This is a genomic window from Maricaulis sp. CAU 1757, from assembly GCF_054482675.1.
On record NZ_JBTLRI010000001.1, the window covers coordinates 938,090 to 955,170 of the forward strand.

The following is a 17,081-nucleotide window of genomic DNA, read 5'->3' on the forward strand; positions in this document are numbered from 1 at the left end:
CTCGCGAGCCCCCCTACTCCGCCACCTCTTCACCTTGCCCACCCCCCATCGGGTCCTCCAGCGGCTTCACCCAGCGGTCGAGCCAGTCGATGCTTTCCGCCAGCACGTGCAGGACGCTTTCGCGGGCGCGGTAGCCGTGGCTTTCGTGGGGGAGCATGACCAGGCGGGCGGTGCCGGCATTGCCCTTGACGGCGGCGTACATGCGCTCCGACTGCATCGGGTAGGTGCCGGAATTGTTGTCCATCTGGCCGTGGATCAGCAGGATCGGCTCGTCGATGGTGTCGGCGTGCATGAAGGGGGAGAGCTCGAAATAGATCTCGGGCGCTTCCCAGAAGGGTCGGCGCTCTGACTGGAAGCCGAACGGGGTCAGGGTGCGGTTATAGGCGCCCGAGCGGGCGATGCCGGCGCGGAAGACGTCGCTGGCGGCCAGCAGGTGGGCGGTCATGAAGGCGCCATAGGAATGGCCGGCAATGGCGAGGCGCTCGCCGTCACCGAAACCCATTTCGACCGTAACGTCGCGGGCTGCCTCGGCGGACAGGACGAGCTGTTCGATGAAGGTGTCGTTGACGGTTTCTGGGTCCTCGCCGACGATCGGCATGGTGGCGTTCTCCAGCAGCGCATAGCCCTGGGTCACCAGGAAACGCGGACTGGTGCCGGCGATGCGAGTGAACTGCCAGGGTGAGCCACGCACCTGGCCGGCCGTGGCGGCGTCGTTGTATTCGAGCGGATAGGCCCAGACGAGCACCGGCAGGGTGTCGCCTTGCTGGTAGTCGGCCGGCAGGTAGAGGGTGGCCGAGAGCGGCACGCCGTCGGCGCGCTCATAGGTGATCAGCTGGCGGGTAATGTCTTCCAGCTGGGGGTGAGGATTGCGGAAGTCGGTGATCTGCACCGTGTCCGCGCCCGCCCGGTGCCAGCGGACATTGGCCGGCGTGACCGGGTCCTCCCAGCTGGTCAGGAAGCCGGACGCGTCCGGGGCGGTCAGGCCGATGACTTCCTCATAGTTCTCGCCGGAATTGCGCCAGATTTCCTCGCGCTCGAGCGTGTCGAAGCTGACCCGCGACAGGAAGGGGCGGTCGCCGTCGGGCGTGGCCCCGTCACCGGCATAGTACATGTAGCCGTCGTGCACACCGATGACCGGGCGGCCGAACTGGTTGCGCACGCTAAGCGGGCTGCCCGGATTGGCATAGGCGTCCTGGTTGTTGCGCTCTTCGGCGAGGCGGGGCTCGCCGGACGGGTCGGCGAAATCGACCAGCCAGCGGCGCAGCACGCGGGTATCGCGATCGTATTCCACGGCCATGCCGACCTGTCCGACCTCGGTGAACCGGGTGCCGTAGTAGCGGTCCTCGGTGCGCAGGATCTCGACCGGTTCGCCGTCAAACGGCGCGGCCAGGGCCCAGACGCTGTCGCGTTCATCGGCCTCGGTGCGCGGATCGCCGCCGTCGAGGGCTTCCGCCCAGGTCAGGCGGGCGGCATGGCTGTCCTGCCAGGCCACCGACCGGCGACCTTCGACGACGCCGCCGATGGGGATGTTGTCGGCCAGGGGCTGGCGGGCAATGGTGGCGACCTCCTCGCCGTCGGTGTCGATCACGAAAACCCGGTCCGGGAAGCGCGACCATGGGACCTGGAAGGAGAATTCACCCTCCAGTTCGCCGACGAGAATGTAGTCGCCGCCGGGCGCCGGGTCGGACATGTAGTAATAGCCGGGCTCGCCGAGCGGACGGACGCGGGGGCGCCCCTCGGTGTTGACGAGGGCCAGCTGGGTGCTGGCCAGCCAGGCAAACAGGCGGGCATCGTGTTCGTCGGTGAGCAGGTCCTGGTAGGTGCGCACCGGGGCCTCGTAGCCGCCGGCTTCCTCGGTGACCGGACCGACCGGGACGGCCGGGCGCTCGGGACGGGCCCCGCGACCGGGGTCGACGAGATGGACCAGGACACGCTCGCCATCCGGCATCCAGGACAGCGGCGAGAACACGCCGTTGACGCCGGAGGCCACGAGCTGGCGGGCCTCCCCGCTGGCCACGTCGAGCACCCACAGGCCGAGCGACTGGTCCTGGCTGAGCACGAAGGCGACCTGCGAGCCGTCGGGGGACCAGCTGGTATTGGAAACTCCCGCGCCGTCGGGCAGCGCGACCGGGCGTTCGGTACCGGAGGCAATATCGATGAGGCTGAGACCGGTGACGGATTTCGGGCCGTGACGACCGTTCAGGTCGGCGTCCAGGCGCAGGCCGGCTAGCCGTTCCATCGGCCGGGCCAGTTCGGCGACCGAGGGCAGGGCGTTGCGGTGCAGGAGGAGCAGGGTGTCGCGGGCCGGGGAAAGCGAGGTCCACGGCGCGGGAGCGGCGTCGACAATGTCGACAATGTCCTGTGACGGTGTGCGGTAGGGCTCCTGGGCGACAGCCAGGCCGGTGCACAGCGCGGCTGCGGCCAGAACTCCGGACACACGTTTCAGGGTCTTGTTCAGCATGCTTGTCTCCCCCACCCGGGCTGCTTCGCGGAGCAAGATAGGCGGGGGAGACGGATTGGGGTCTAAAGTTTCTGTAATGGTGGCACGGAGGCAGCGCTTGCCGGCCGCGGGCTGGACGTGGGGGGTTGCGGCTTGAGGCCCATGACCAGGCGCAGTCCGGGCACCCGGCGGGCAATCTCGAAGCAGACGGCACACCCGGCCAGGGTGACGGCGACCAGGATGGCGAACTCGGTCCACGCACCCAGGCCCATCGGGGCGATCCAGTAGCCGGTCACGACGATGAGGGTCTGGTGCAGGATGTAGTAGGGGAAAATGGCCACGGTCAGGTAGCGACGCACGGGGCCGTCACCGGTCAGGAAGCGGCGGGCCAGCGCCAGCAGCGCCAGGATGGCGCACCAGGCGTAGAGGATGCGGCCGATGCGCAGGGTCCAGAGCAGGACATCCTGGCCCTCCCAGGCCGCCTCAGGGCGCGGCAGGGCCCATGCCAGGGCGATGCCATAGGTGACGATGACAGCCAGCGCTGCGGGCAGGGCCTTGTCGACGGCGGTCCAGAAGCGCTCGGCCTTGGCGATCCAGAAGCCGATCAGCAGGATGGTCAGGCGGTGGGCGTGATTGGCCCAGTCGCTGGTCAGGTTGTGCGTGGTCGGGAAATGCGGGTCGAGCCAGAGCCGGTAGGCGATGAAAGGCAGGATGGGGAGCACCAGAAGTGCAGCCACACGCACGCCCGGGCGGTCAAAAACGGCGAACAGACGGCCGACGGGACCATCCCCGAGCCAGCGCAGGGCCGGGAAAAGCGGAGCCAGAAGCAGGCAGTAGACCCAGAGATAGACGACATACCAGAGGTGATTCCAGGTCGGCACCTCGATGCCGGCAATGCGCCACTCGACGATATAGCGCGGCCAGAAGGCAAGCAGGCTGTCCTCGATGGCACCGGACTGGCGCAGCTGGGCCCAGGTCTGGGGCATCACCACGACCAGCATGCCGAAAATGATCACCGGCAGGAGACGCAGCGTGCGGTCGCCGGCGAACTTGCCGGCCCCGAGCTTGTCGGACAGGTAGCGGATGGCGACGCCGGAGATGAAGAACAGGAGCGCCAGGCGCCACGGATTGAGCATCAGCATGGCGTATTGTGGCGCTTCATTGGCCGCCTGGCTCTTCACGTGCCAGTCCCAGGGCACGAAGAACATGCCGATATGGTAGAGAATGAGCAGGCCGAAGGCGATGATGCGCAGCCAGTCGAGGTCGTGGCGGCGGGTGAAGACGGCGCTGGGATTGGATGTTTCGGTGGCATTCGGGGTCGCGGACGCGGCCATGGGCGGGCTCCTGGGGGCAGTCAGGGGTCTGTTGAGGGGTCATTCGGGGTGAAACGGACGCGAAAGCGAAGCGAAGCGGGGTCAATTGCGGGTCCGCGGGACGGAATTTCACAGGTCTGGGGCAGACGGCGGCAGAGCGGGACGAGTGGCCGGCGGGTCGCGCGGGGGTCTTGCGGCGGTCGCAGCGGCATGGCTTGTGCGCAGAGCGGGGGCAGGCAAAATGCGCGGGATGCGTGAATCCGTCCCCATGCAAAACTCCGTCAACGAGACGGGGAAGCCTCCCAGCGACCTGCAACGTGACCAGGCCAGCGACCGCGCGGCCTGGCGCGACGCCACGGCTCTGGGCTGGCTGGTCCTGCTCGTGGTGTGGATCATCCTGGCGAGCTCGGTAGAAACCGAGATGGAGCGGGCCGGGGTCGACACCGTGCCGCTGTTCGGCTGGGTCATGGAGGGCAGCAGCATTGTCGTCAGCATGGCCCTGCTGCCCGCGATGACGGCGCTGGTCCTGCGCGTGCCGCCGGAGCCGGGCCGGCTGGCCCTGGCGGTGCCGGTACACCTGGTGGCGGTGGTCGTGTTTTCGCTGGTCCATGTCACCGCGATGACGGTGCTGCGGATGAGCATCTGGGAGTATGTCTACCGGGCGGAGTACACCTATCTCAACGAGCCGGTGGGCGACTTCATCTACGAGTTCCGCAAGGATGCCGGGGCGTATCTGGGCTTTGTCCTGATGACGCTGGCAATCCGGCAATTGCACCAGTACCGGCTCGAACTGGCGGCGGCGCGGCGCGAGGCGCGGCAGAGCCACCGCCTGACGCTGAAATGCGGGGGCCGCACGGTGCATGTAGAGGCGGAGCGCTTCGAGCATGCGCGGGCGGCGGGCAATTATGTGGAGGTGCGGCTGGCCGGCGGCGGCGAGCACCTGGCCCGTATGACCCTGGCCGAGCTGGAACGCCAGCTGGTCTCGGCGGGCGTGGATGCGGTGCGGGTGCACCGGTCCTGGCTGGTGGAGCGCGGGGCGATCACCGAGACGCGGCCGACCGGGGAAGGCGATCTGACGATCACGCTGGCGTCGGGGCAGCAGGTGCCGGGCAGCCGGCGGTTCCGGGGACGGCTGGAGGCGGGGTAGCAGGCGTCTGGCGTCACTGCGGGTAGGGATCGCTATCCATCGTCGCGTCAAGATGGCGGGCATCTTGGGAACCGAGCGGATTCAAGGCCCCGCCATGAAGGCGGGGAAAACGGGTTTGGGGGCATTCGGAACGGGCGCGCTGCGCACGTGGGGCCATTGATCTCTTGCCGGGAGTTCGCCTCAGACGGTTTGTCGCGTCAAGGGGCATGCCCGCAGCGCGGCGCCTTCGGCGCCCTTGACGCGACAAACCGTCTGAGGCCCGCTGGCTGGCATGAGATGAATGGGCGGGTCCGCGCCGGGCGCGAGGTCACACGTTCAAGCGAGACCCTTCCAGGGCCCGTGTGGGGCTAGGCCCCGACCGGGGTGGCGGCGGACGGGCCGCTTGAGGTGCCGGCAGCGCGGTGGAAGAGCCAGGCTGAGGCCAGGAAGAGGGTGGCGAACAGGGCGGTGATGCCGAGTGTGGTGATCTGCCAGCCGGGGATGGCGACCTCGGCCAGGCCGGCGATGGCGGCGAGGCTCAGAAGCGCCGTGCCGAGCGCCATGCCGATCATGACCCTGGCCATGCCGGCGGCGCGGAAGCGCACGACGGCGGCGGCGACCAGGCCGAGCAGCGGCACCAGGTTGTAGAGGGGGCTGAAGGCGTTGCCGTCACCGCCGACGATGCTGACCGCGGCATTGCTCCACAGCAGCATGAAGACGGTCAGGGCCGCCAGCGCGGCAGCGGCGCGGTAGGTCCAGCTGCGGGCCAGGCGCAAGGTGACGGCGGCGGCGAGCGCCAGGGCGCCCAGCAGTGCGCCGGCGACGATGAAGTCCGTGAGATCCCAGTTCATTGGCATGTTCCTCCGGGGCCGTGTGCGAGGAAAGCATACCACCAAACCGGGCGGTTTTGCGACACCGTGGTGAGGGGGTAGGAGCCCGGTGATCGACACCGCCGCTCATGCGGCGGCCCCTTCCCCGCTTCGCGGGTCCCCCTCCCCATCGGGATGGGGAGGAAAGTCCCAGGGGCACTTCCGGCTGATGTGGACAGAAAAAGGGCCCGCTCCTTGCGGAACGGGCCCTCTTCGGTTTCAGAAGCTGGAAGCTCCGGCCTATTCGGCCGACTCTTCTTCCTTCTTGAACTCTTCGCCGGTTTCCTGGTCGACGACTTTCATCGACAGGCGAACCTTGCCGCGGTCATCGAAGCCCAGCAGCTTGACCCAGACTTCCTGGCCTTCCGAGACGACGTCGGAGGGGTGGTTCACCCGCTCCTGCTTCATCTGGGACACGTGCACCAGGCCGTCCTTGGGACCGAAGAAGTTCACGAAGGCGCCGAAGTCCATGACCTTGACGACCTTGCCCTTGTAGACCTTGCCTTCTTCCGGCTCGGCGGTGAGGCCGTGGATCCAGTCGAGGGCAGCCTTGATCGACGCGCCGTCCGAGGACGACACCTTGATCACGCCGTCATCATTGACATCGACCTTGGCACCGGTGGTCTCGACGATCTCGCGGATCACCTTGCCGCCCGAACCGATCACGTCGCGGATCTTGTCGGTCGGAATGGTGATGGTCTCGATGCGCGGCGCATATTCGCCGAGCTCGGTGCGCGAGCTGTCGAGGGCCTTGGCCATCTCGTCCAGGATGTGCAGACGCCCACCCTTGGCCTGGTCCAGGGCCGTTTGCATGATGTCCTTGGTGATACCGGCGATCTTGATGTCCATCTGCAGCGAGGTGACGCCTTCCGACGTACCGGCCACCTTGAAGTCCATGTCGCCGAGGTGGTCTTCGTCACCCAGGATGTCGGACAGGACCGCGACGCCGTCCGGATCCTTGATCAGGCCCATGGCGATACCGGAGACCGGGCGCGTCAGCGGCACACCGGCATCCATCATCGCGAGGGACGCACCACACACCGTGGCCATCGAGGACGAGCCGTTCGACTCGGTGATCTCGGAGACCAGGCGGATGGTGTAGGGGAAGTCCTCATGCTTCGGCAGCACGGCCCGGACAGCACGCCAGGCGAGCTTGCCGTGACCGATTTCCCGACGACCCGGAGCCAGACGGAAAGACGTCTCGCCGACCGAGTAGGGCGGGAAATTGTAGTGCAGCATGAAGCGTTCCTTGTACGTCCCCGTGAGGTCGTCAATGAACTGCTCGTCTTCGCCCGTGCCGAGGGTCGCAACGACCATGGCCTGGGTTTCGCCGCGGGTGAACAGGGCCGAACCGTGCGTGCGCGGCAGGATGCCCGCTTCCGACACGATGGAGCGGACCTGGTCGAGCGAACGGCCGTCGATGCGCTTGCCGGTCTTGATGATGCCACCGCGAACGATCGAGCTCTCGACCGCCTTCATGGCGTCCTTGAGCACGGTCATCGGGATGCCGTCCGGACGGTCCTCGGTCTGGGCCAGGGCCTCGACCGCCTTGTCCTTGGCAGCGCCGACAGCGGCGTAGCGTTCGGTCTTGTCGGTGATGGTGTAGGCTTTCGCCAGCTCGTCACCGATCAGGTCACGCACCTTGGATTCCTCGGCAGACCGGTCTTCCGGCTGGTAGTCCCAGGGCTCCTTGGCGGCTTTTTCGGCCAGGCGGATGATCATGTCGATCACCGGCTGGAAAGCCTCGTGGCCGGCCATGACCGCGCCCAGCATGATTTCCTCGGACAGCTCCTTGGCTTCCGATTCAACCATCATGACGGCGTCATTGGTACCGGCGACGACGAGGTCGAGATCGCTCTCGGGCATCTCGTCGACATTCGGGTTGATGACGTATTCGCCGTCGATGTAACCGACACGGGCGGCACCGATCGGGCCCATGAAGGGCAGGCCGGACAGGACCAGCGCCGCGGAGGCGCCGACCAGACCGACAATGTCGGGGTCGTTTTCCATGTCGTGCGACAGCACGGTGATCATCACCTGGACTTCGTTCTTGAAGCCCTTGACGAAGAGCGGACGGATCGGACGGTCAATGAGGCGCGAGGTCAGCGTCTCTTTCTCGGTCGGACGGCCTTCGCGCTTGAAGAAACCACCGGGGATCTTGCCGGCGGCAAAATACTTTTCCTGGTAGTTGACCGTGAGGGGGAAGAAGTCCTGCCCCTCCTTGGCCTGCTTCACGCCGACGGCGGTGGCGAGCACGGTCGTGTCGCCATAGGTCACCATGACCGCGCCGTCAGCCTGCCGGGCTACGCGCCCGGTTTCGATGGTGAGTGGGCGCCCGGCCCACTCGATCGTTTCTTTCTGGATATCGAACATATCGTCTTTCGTACGGATGAGGTCGCGGATCAGCGACGCAGGCCAAGCTTCTCGATGAGGCTCTGATAGCGAGCCTGATCTTTTTTCTTGAGATAGTCGAGAAGCCGGCGGCGCTGGGAAACCATTTTAAGAAGGCCGCGACGCGAGTGATTGTCCTTCTTGTGGGTCTTGAAGTGCTCGGTCAGGTTGGCGATCCGCTCGGTGAGGATGGCCACTTGCACTTCCGGCGAACCCGTATCGGTCTTGGCACGGGCATTGTCTTTGATCAGCGCAGCTTTGCGCTCTTGGGTAACCGACATCGTGTTCTCCTGAAACTCTGTGTCGCCCCGCTCACGGGGTAAGGTTGAAAACGCGCCAGGGCTGGAACTTTCCGGCCCTCGCGTCGCCCAATGCCACTGCCTGACCGTCCAGGACTGCCAGAGCGGTAAAAGAACAATCGCGGCCCGCGGCTTCGCGAGGACGTCGCTCTTCTTTCAGCTCTTGCGCCTGACGCGGGAGCAGGACGATTGGACGTCCTTGCTTCATCTGGAAGGCTTCCTCCTCGGTTACGGCCAGTGCCGGGATGTCGTCCAGCGCGGTCTGTACCGGGAGCAGGGCTTCCGAAGCGGCGCCCTTATGGGCCATTTCTTCCAGTTCGTCCAGCCTTATGGACTTTGCCTCGTCGAACTGGCCGACGCGGACCCGGCGCAGCGCCGCGACATGACCTTCCGTGCCCAGGGCATGGGCCAGGTCACGGGCCATTGAGCGCACGTAAGCGCCCTTGCCGCTTTGCATTTCCAGGACCGCCATGTCCGGCGACGGGCAGTCGAGTACACGCAGGTTCTCGATCCAGATCTTGCGCGACTGCATCTCGACCTCCTCGCCGTCGCGGGCCAGGTCATAGGCGCGCTCGCCATCGATCTTGATGGCCGAATATTTCGGCGGCACCTGGTCGATCTCGCCGATGAAATCCGGCAGCACGGCTTCCAGCTCGTCACGCGTGGGACGGTGACCGGAGGTGGCGACGATGTCCCCCTCGGCGTCCAGCGTGTCGGTGCGCTCGCCCCATTTCACGGTGAAGCGGTACAGCTTGTCGCCCTCGACCGCGAACGGCACGGTCTTGGTGGCCTCGCCGAGCGCGATCGGCAGCACCCCGGTGGCCAGCGGGTCGAGGGTGCCGGCATGGCCGGCCTTCCTGGCGTTGAAGATGCGGCGCACGGCCGATACGGCCTGCGTCGATCCCATGTCGAGCGGTTTGTCGAGGATGATCCAGCCATGGATATCCTCACCCTTGCGGCGTCGCGCCATGGTCATGTCTCCCGGTCGGCCAGGGGTCGGACCCGGCCGTGTGGATCAGCGTGTGGTCAGTCGTCTTCGTTGCGGTGGGCGCCGGTCAGGTCCTGCTTGACCTGGGGCCGGGCCAGCAATTCGTCGACATGGCTGGCCGTGTCGAAGGAATTGTCCGGATGGAAGTGCAGCTCGGGGGTGAATTTGAGATCGATCTCGCGCCCCAGCTTGCCGCGCAGATAGCCGGCCGCCTTGTTCAGCGCCTTGGCCAGCTTGTCCTGGTCGCCCGGGCCGAGCGGGGCGACATAGACCTTGGCCTGGCGCAGGTCCGGGCTCGGACGCACCTCGGTGACCGAGATCAGCACGCCGTCGAGGTCCGGATCGCGCAATTCCTCGCGCGTCAGGATGCCGACGAGGGCGTGGCGTACCAATTCCCCGGCCCGCAACTGGCGCTGCGAGGGACCCTTGGCTTCATTGCTTTTCTTCTTGGCCATGTTCGATCTCCCGTAATTTTCAGGCGCGGAACAAAGAAGGGCGGCCCGAAAGACCGCCCCTCTGAACTCAACCGGAGGCGGAGCCTCAGGCTTCCAGCTTGCGAGCCACTTCGATCACTTCGAAGCACTCGATCTGGTCGCCCTTCTGGAGGTCCTCATAGCGTTCGAACGCCATGCCGCACTCCATGCCCGACTTGACCTCGGACACTTCGTCCTTGAAGCGCTTGAGCGTCTTGAGCTTGCCTTCGTGCAGCACCGTGTCGTCGCGCAGGAGGCGCACGCCACAGCCGCGCTTGACGGTGCCTTCGGTGACCCGGCAACCGGCGACCTTGCCGGTCTTGGTGATGTTGAAGACCTCGAGGATCTCGGCGTAACCGATGAAGTTCTCGCGCTTCTCCGGCGCCAGCATGCCTTCCATGGTCGACCGCACGTCCTCAAGCACGTCGTAGATCACCGAGTAGTAGCGGATCTCCACGCCTTCGCGCTCGGCCAGTTCGCGGGCCTGCTTGTTGGCCCGGACGTTGAAGGCGAAGACCGGCGAACCGGCCGACTTGGCCAGCAGCACGTCGCTTTCATTGACGCCACCCGGAGCGGCATGGATGACACGCGCCCGCACCTCGTCATTGCCGATCTGCTCGAGCGACTGCTTGATCGCCTCGGCGGAACCCTGCACGTCGGACTTGATCAGGAGCGGCATCTCCTGGGTCTCGTCCTGCTTGAGGCGGGCCATCATCTGCTCGAGAGACGTCCCGGCACCGGCGGCGACGCCGCTGGCTTCACGTTCCTTGCGCTGACGATAGTCGGCGATTTCACGTGCCCGGCTTTCATTCTCCACCACGGCAAAGACTTCACCCGGCTCCGGAGCGCCGTCGAGGCCGAGGATTTCGACCGGAACACTCGGACCGGCTTCATCCATCTGCTTGCCGCGCTCATTGGTCAGGGCGCGCACACGGCCCCACTGGGAGCCGGCAACCACGAGGTCACCGCGCTTCAGCGTGCCCCGGCGCACCAGGACGGTGGCCACGGGACCGCGGCCCTTGTCGACCTGGCTCTCGATCACGATGCCTTCGGCGTCGCGGTCGGGATTGGCCTTGAGGTCGAGCAGTTCGGCCTGCAGGGCGATGGCTTCGGCGAGTTCGTCGAGACCTTCGCGCTTCTTGGCCGAGACGTTGACCGACTGGACGTCGCCCGACATCGCCTCGACGACGATCTCGTGCTGCAGCAGGTCCGTGAGGACCTTCTGCGGATTGGCGTCCGGCTTGTCGCACTTGTTGACGGCAACGATGATCGGCGTGTTGGCCGCTTTGGCGTGCTGGATGGCCTCGATGGTCTGCGGCTTGACGCTGTCATCGGCGGCGACCACCAGGATCACGATATCGGTCGCCACGGCACCGCGCGAACGCATGGCCGAGAAGGCGGCGTGGCCCGGCGTGTCGAGGAAGGTGATCTTGTCACCGGCCTCATTGGTCACCTGGTAGGCACCGATGTGCTGGGTGATGCCACCGGCCTCGCCCGACGCGACATCGGTCGAACGCATGGCGTCGAGCAGCGAGGTCTTGCCGTGGTCAACGTGACCCATGACGGCAATAACCGGGGCACGCGAAACCTTCGCCTCTTCCGGGTCATCATCGGCGATGAAGCCCTGCTCCACGTCGGCCTCGGAAACCCGCTTGATGGTGTGACCGAATTCCTCGACCACCAGTTCGGCGGTGTCGGCATCGAGCACGTCATTCATGCGGACCATCTGGCCCTGCTTCATGAGGTATTTGACCACGTCGACGGCACGCTCGGCCATCCGGTTGGCCAGGTCGGCCACGGTGATGGCTTCAGGCACCACGACTTCGCGGGCCACTTTCTCGCGGCCACCGGAACTGTCCTGGCGACGCTGCTTCTCACGCTCGCGGGCGCGGCGCACCGAGGCCAGCGAACGCTGGCGGTCCTCGTCACCGTCAAGCACGTTCTGGATGGTCAGCTTGCCGCGGCGGCGATTGTCGGTCTTGGCGCGGGCCGGCTGGGCCTTGGCCGGTCCGGGACCGGCGGCACCCTTGCGCTTGACCCGGCCGCCCATGGCTTCCAGGGCCGACGCCATGTCCTCGGGACCGGCCGGCGCTTCGCGCTTGCCGCCCTTTTCCGGGGCCTTGCGGCGCGGCTCGTCGCCATCACCCTTGACGTGGGCGCTTTCGGCAGCGGCGCGGGCCTCTTCCTCGGCCTTGGCCTGGGCCTTCTCTTCGGCGCTGCGACGCGCGGCCTCTTCGGCCTCCTTGACCTCACGGGCCTCGCGCTCGCGCTGCTCTTCGAGCTGACGCATTTCGTCGGCCGCACGCTGGCTGCGCGCTTCGGCTTCTTTCTTCTTCTGCTCTTCCCGCTCGGCCGCTTCGGCGCGAGCCCGCTGGATGGCGCGCTGACGGGCGACGAGCTCTTCCTCGGACAAGCCGAGCTGGCGTGCCTTGGCCGCGAGGGCGCTCTGGCCGCCCTTGGCGCCGGAACCCGGCTTGCCGCCGGCCGGGCCGGTATCCTTGGCCGGCGCCACGCGCTTGCGCTTCTTTTCCACCACCACAGCCTTGGACCGGCCGCGCGCAAAGCTTTGCTGCACGGTCCCGGAGCCGGATCGTTTCAAGGAAAGCGGCCGGCGGCCGGAGGATTTGTTGTCGTCTGCGTCGCTCATACGAGCCTTCCAATTCGGCTTTCGTTCCGCGCGGTTTTCCGGGAGCCGAATTCCGGAAAGGCGCACTGTTCAAACCCATGTCGGGCTGAAGGCTCGCTAAACTAGCCAGCTCCGTCCCGATAGCAACCGCTCTCGCGGTTCAATCCGCATGTCCTGCCTCGGCTCCGGCCTTGGCCGGTCGGGCGGGATCGATATCGCGAAAGCCTGCCAGCTTCGCAATAACTGTGCCGAAGGAGCGCGCCTGCGATCCCTGGGCCATGGCGGCGTGGACGACCGGGCCCCGGCCCGCGGCCGCCCCGATCTCCTCCGCCAGAAAACATCCGGCCACCGGCACTTCGCCCCAGGCGGACCAGGTGAGCCGATCCAGCTTGCTGCGCCCGTCGGCGGCCCCGTCCGAGGCCTCCAGGCGCCAGGCCGGCCGGGCGCCCTTGAGCGCCAGACGGACCGCATCGAAACCGGTCGCCAGATCCCCGGACCGGCGCGCCAGCCCGATCAGGCTGAGGGCGCGCGCCGCGAGCTGGGCTTCCAACAGTCCGGCCAGGTCATCCGGCAGTTCGACCTTGCAGCCGAACGCCCGGTTGAGCAGGCCTTTGCGGACCATCAGGTCGACCATGGCCCGGTCCGCACTGACCCAGGCACCGCGGCCGGGCAGTTTGGCCGCCAGGTCGGGAACGACCTGGTCGCCGGGGCCGAGAGCGAGACGGATCAGCTCCGCCTCATCCCTCACCTGGCCGCTGGCGACGCAGCGTCTTTCCCGAGCCTTGCCCGGGCTGGACGTCCGGTTACTCAGTACCCTTCTCCTTCTCGGATCCGGCTTCGTCCTCGAAATCGATGCCGAGAGCTTCGGCTTCGGCTTCAAGCGCCGCCAGGTCCATGTCCTCGACGTTGAACGCCTCGGCGGCCTCGTCGACTTCGGTTTCCTCTTCCTCGACCTCGCGGACCGGCAGGTCCTCCTCGGAGATCCAGCCAGCGGCGACACGGGCCCGCATGATCATCATCTCGGCGTCGTCGGCGGACAGGCCGAACGATTCCAGGATGCCCGGCTCGCGAACGCGCTCGCCATCCTTGGTTTCGAACCAGCCGCGCAGGTCGTCGGTGACCAGACCGGCCAGGTCGTCCACGGTCTTGACGTCGTTCTCGCCAAACGCCACGGCCATCGGCAAGGTGACACCCTCGACTTCAAGAACGGCGTCCTCGACACCCAGTTCCGTCCGCTTGGCATCCTGCTCGGCGGCCTGACGGTCGAGGAAGTCGCGGGCACGCGCCTGGATTTCCTCGGCGGTGTCCTCGTCGAAGCCTTCAATGACCGCGATCTCGCCGAGATCGACATAGGCCAGGTCCTCGACGTCGGTGAAGCCTTCCGTAGCCAGCAATTGGGCAATCACCTCGTCAACATCAAGGGCTCCGATGAAGAGCTGGGTCCGTTCGGCGAATTCCTTCTGCCGGCGCTCGGACTCTTCTTCCTCGGTCAGGATGTCGATCGACCAGCCGGTCAGCTGCGAGGCGAGACGGACATTCTGGCCACGGCGGCCGATGGCGAGCGACAGCTGCTCGTCGGGCACCACGACCTCGATGCGCTGGTCTTCCTCGTCGAGCACGACCTTGGCGACTTCCGCCGGCTGCAGGGCGTTGACGATGAAGGTGGCCGGATCGTCGGACCACGGAATGATGTCGATCTTCTCGCCGGCCAGTTCGGAGACGACAGCCTGGACGCGGCTGCCGCGCATGCCGACGCAGGCGCCGACCGGATCGATCGAACCGTCATTGGAGATGACGGCGATCTTGGCCCGGCTGCCCGGGTCGCGGGCGACGGACGGGATCTCGATGATGCCTTCGTAGACTTCCGGCACTTCCTGGGCGAACAGGGCGGCCATGAAGTCCGGATGGGCGCGCGACAGGAAGATCTGCGGGCCGCGAACTTCCTCGCGCACATCGTAGATGTAGGCGCGCACGCGCTCATTGGTCTGCAGGTTTTCGCGCGGGATGCCGTCGGCGCGGCGGATGATGCCCTCGGCCCGGCCCAGGTCGATGATGACATTGCCGTATTCGACGCGTTTGACGATGCCGGAGATGATCTCGCCGACACGGTCCTTGTACTCTTCGAACTGGCGCTGGCGCTCGGCTTCGCGGACCTTCTGGGTGATCACCTGCTTGGCGGTCTGCGAGGCGACGCGGCCGAACTCGATCGGCGGCAGCTCGTCGGCGAAGACGGTGCCGATCTCGGCGTCCTTGTCGATCTTCTTGGCATCGGCGAGGGAGAGCTCGTGGCTTTCGTTCTCGACCTCTTCGACCACGGTCATGCAACGGGTCAGCGACAGCTCGCCCGTCTTCGGATCGATCTTGGCACGAATGTCGTTCTCGGCCCCGTAGCGGGAGCGGGCAGCCTTCTGGATGGCCTCCTCGATGGCCTCGATCACGATCGATTCATCGATGGACTTCTCCGCCGCGACCGCACGGGCGATCTGCAGGAGTTCCAGGCGGTTGGCGCTTACACCAATGCTCATCGGGTGGTCCCCATTGCCTTGCTCAGCGACATTATTCGTCTCCTTCAGTCGTCGCGGTGCCGGGGCCCCGCGCTTTCAAATCCGCCTCGATCAAGGCGTCTGTCAAAACCAGTTTGGCGTCGGCGATCCAGTCGAACGGGATCAGCGTGGTCTCGTCCTCGCCGTCCATGTCGAGCAGGACATGACCGTCCTCGACGCCGGCGATCAGGCCCCGGAAACGCTTGCGACCCTCGGCCAGCCGGTCCAGCTCGAGCTTGACCTCATAGCCCTCCCAGCGCTCGAAATGCGCGAGCGCCGTCAGCGGCCGGTCGATACCGGGCGAGGATACCTCAAGATCATACTCGCCGGAAACCGGATCTTCGGCCTCGAACACGTCGTAGAGGGCGCGGGAAAGCTTGGCGCAATCGGAGACATCGACGCCGCTGCCGTCGGCGCGGTCGATCATCAGCTGGAGCCGCGGCTTCTTGCCGGACATGACGCGCACCCGGATCACTTCCAGGCCGAGTTCCCCGGCCACGGGATCCACGAGTGCGGCGATGCGGTCGTCCTGCGGTGTCTTGGTCTTCAAGGACCGGCACTCCATCAACAAAAAAGAGCGGCCGCCGTGGGCGACCGCTCGATAGCATCATCCGATGCAATCGAACTTGGGTAGTGGCGGGCTTATACGCCGGAGCGCGGGAGATGGCAAGCGGAGCCGTCACCGCGCTGGCCGGGCCTGCCGTTAAACCCGCACGAAATCCATCCAGACCGGAGCGCAGTCGCCGAGATTCTTGGTTTCGTAGCGGGTGGTGATGTGGTCGGCCGGGGGCTGGCTCCAGTCGGTGTGGGTCCGGGCCGTCCATTCGAAACGCTCATCGCCGGTCAGCTCGGCCATGCAGTGGTCGGCATAGGACTTGACGTCGGTGGCGATGCGCAGCTGGCCGCCGGGCTTCAGGAGGCGGGCGAACTGGTCGCGCGTTTCCGGCTGCACGAAGCGGCGCTTGGCGTGGCGCTTCTTGTGCCAGGGGTCGGGGAAGAGCAGGAAGATGCGGTCGAGGCTGGCCTCGGCGAAGCGCGGCAGCACGTCGCGGGCATCGCCGCGGTGCAGGCGGACATTCTCCAGCCCCTGCTCGTCGACATAGGTCAGCGCCTTGGCGACGCCGTTGAGGAAGGGCTCGATGCCGATATAGCCGTACTCGGGGTGACGCGCCGCCTGGGCGGCCAGGTGTTCGCCGCCGCCGAAACCGATCTCGAGGATGCGGGCCGTGGCGTCCGGGAGCAGGCTGGCCGGGTCGATGATGCCGGCCTGCGGCAGGTCGATGGTCGGCAGCTTGTCGTCGACCAGGCGCTGCTGGCGTGGTGACAGGGGCTTGCCCTGTGACCGGCCGAACAGGCGGAAGCCGGGACGCGTTTCAGCCTCGGCCTGGCCGGCAGACTGACGGGACGGGGATTGGGATGGCTCGCGCATGCGACGCCTCTAGCCGTTTTGCGCGCAAACTTCACCCCCCGCAGTGCTGCACGCCTGCGGTCGGTGCCTGACATGGCTCCACAGCCTCACTTGTCGGCGGCGTCTTCGGCCTCGCTGGCCAGGGTCCGCACCAGCTCGAGCACCCGGCGCCGGACCTTGGCTTCCTTGATGCGCGAGAATGCTTCGGCGAGGGCGACCCCGTCGGAACTCTGGATGAAATCATAGACGACCGGTGTCTGGTCGCCCTCGGCCATGCCGGTGCTGGCCGATTTCTCACCCAAGCCCTCGAAGAAGAACTGGACCGGAACATCGAGCACGCGCGACATGCGGTAGAGGCGGCTGGCCCCGACCCGGTTCGCGCCCCGCTCGTATTTCTGGACCTGCTGGAAGGTCACCCCCAGCTCGTCACCCAGTTTTTCCTGGCTCATTTTCAGTAACTGGCGGCGCAACCGGACGCGTGCCCCGACATGCACATCGATCGGGTTCGGCCCCCGCGGGTTGGTTTTGGTCATGCCCATGCCTCTTTCCAGAATCGTCGCGGGGACCACGCTGGTAGCATATCACAACCCACGCGCGACGGGGCA

Annotated in this window: 14 protein-coding genes; 1 reads left to right on the forward strand and 13 read right to left on the reverse strand. The window is 66.4% G+C overall.

Annotated features, from left to right (window positions below):
- Positions 1–13 precede the first annotated feature (13 nt).
- Complete coding sequence (locus ACXYMR_RS04380) at positions 14–2,461, reverse strand: prolyl oligopeptidase family serine peptidase (protein WP_458941533.1); 2,448 nt, start codon at positions 2,459–2,461, stop codon at positions 14–16.
- A 62-nt stretch (positions 2,462–2,523) separates the two neighbouring features.
- Positions 2,524–3,774 carry an acyltransferase family protein gene (locus ACXYMR_RS04385; protein WP_458941534.1) on the reverse strand — a complete coding sequence of 417 codons (1,251 nt, stop codon included), beginning with the start codon at positions 3,772–3,774 and terminating at the stop codon, positions 2,524–2,526.
- Positions 3,775–4,021: 247 nt separating this feature from the next.
- Here ACXYMR_RS04385 and ACXYMR_RS04390 point away from each other — a divergent pair, with 247 nt between their 5' ends.
- Positions 4,022–4,900: a LytTR family DNA-binding domain-containing protein gene (locus tag ACXYMR_RS04390; protein ID WP_458941535.1), complete on the forward strand. Its 879-nt coding sequence runs from the start codon at positions 4,022–4,024 to the stop codon at positions 4,898–4,900.
- A gap of 347 nt (positions 4,901–5,247) precedes the next feature.
- Here ACXYMR_RS04390 and ACXYMR_RS04395 read toward each other — a convergent pair whose 3' ends face one another.
- The 11 genes from ACXYMR_RS04395 to ACXYMR_RS04445 form a co-directional block, all read right to left on the reverse strand.
- Positions 5,248–5,730, reverse strand: coding sequence for a hypothetical protein (locus tag ACXYMR_RS04395; RefSeq protein ID WP_458941536.1), 483 nt, complete (start codon positions 5,728–5,730; stop codon positions 5,248–5,250).
- A 258-nt stretch (positions 5,731–5,988) separates the two neighbouring features.
- Positions 5,989–8,121 carry a polyribonucleotide nucleotidyltransferase gene (gene pnp, locus ACXYMR_RS04400; protein ID WP_458941537.1) on the reverse strand — a complete coding sequence of 711 codons (2,133 nt, stop codon included), beginning with the start codon at positions 8,119–8,121 and terminating at the stop codon, positions 5,989–5,991.
- 29 nt (positions 8,122–8,150) lie between these two features.
- Positions 8,151–8,420 (reverse strand): 30S ribosomal protein S15, encoded by a 270-nt coding sequence (gene rpsO / locus ACXYMR_RS04405; protein ID WP_458941538.1) that lies wholly within the window; start codon positions 8,418–8,420, stop codon positions 8,151–8,153.
- A 31-nt stretch (positions 8,421–8,451) separates the two neighbouring features.
- Positions 8,452–9,408, reverse strand: a complete 957-nt coding sequence (truB, locus tag ACXYMR_RS04410) for a tRNA pseudouridine(55) synthase TruB (protein ID WP_458941539.1) — start codon at positions 9,406–9,408, stop codon at positions 8,452–8,454.
- 56 nt (positions 9,409–9,464) lie between these two features.
- On the reverse strand, positions 9,465–9,881 hold the full coding sequence (gene rbfA / locus ACXYMR_RS04415) for a 30S ribosome-binding factor RbfA (RefSeq protein WP_458941540.1): 417 nt from the start codon (positions 9,879–9,881) through the stop codon (positions 9,465–9,467).
- An 85-nt stretch (positions 9,882–9,966) separates the two neighbouring features.
- Positions 9,967–12,546 (reverse strand): translation initiation factor IF-2, encoded by a 2,580-nt coding sequence (gene infB / locus ACXYMR_RS04420; RefSeq protein ID WP_458941541.1) that lies wholly within the window; start codon positions 12,544–12,546, stop codon positions 9,967–9,969.
- A 139-nt stretch (positions 12,547–12,685) separates the two neighbouring features.
- Positions 12,686–13,405, reverse strand: a complete 720-nt coding sequence (locus ACXYMR_RS04425) for an RNA-binding protein (RefSeq protein ID WP_458941542.1) — start codon at positions 13,403–13,405, stop codon at positions 12,686–12,688.
- Entirely contained in the window at positions 13,329–15,050 is a 1,722-nt protein-coding gene (gene nusA, locus ACXYMR_RS04430) for a transcription termination factor NusA (RefSeq protein ID WP_458941543.1), read from the reverse strand. The genes ACXYMR_RS04425 and nusA overlap by 77 nt, the downstream gene beginning before the upstream one ends.
- Before the next feature lie 31 nt (positions 15,051–15,081).
- Positions 15,082–15,618 carry a ribosome maturation factor RimP gene (rimP, locus tag ACXYMR_RS04435; protein ID WP_458941544.1) on the reverse strand — a complete coding sequence of 179 codons (537 nt, stop codon included), beginning with the start codon at positions 15,616–15,618 and terminating at the stop codon, positions 15,082–15,084.
- Between the two features lie 153 nt (positions 15,619–15,771).
- A complete protein-coding gene (gene trmB / locus ACXYMR_RS04440) occupies positions 15,772–16,497 on the reverse strand; it encodes a tRNA (guanosine(46)-N7)-methyltransferase TrmB (protein ID WP_458941545.1) in 726 nt (241 codons plus the stop codon).
- An 86-nt stretch (positions 16,498–16,583) separates the two neighbouring features.
- Positions 16,584–17,009, reverse strand: a complete 426-nt coding sequence (locus ACXYMR_RS04445) for a helix-turn-helix domain-containing protein (protein ID WP_458941546.1) — start codon at positions 17,007–17,009, stop codon at positions 16,584–16,586.
- Between the last annotated feature and the right edge of the window lie 72 nt (positions 17,010–17,081).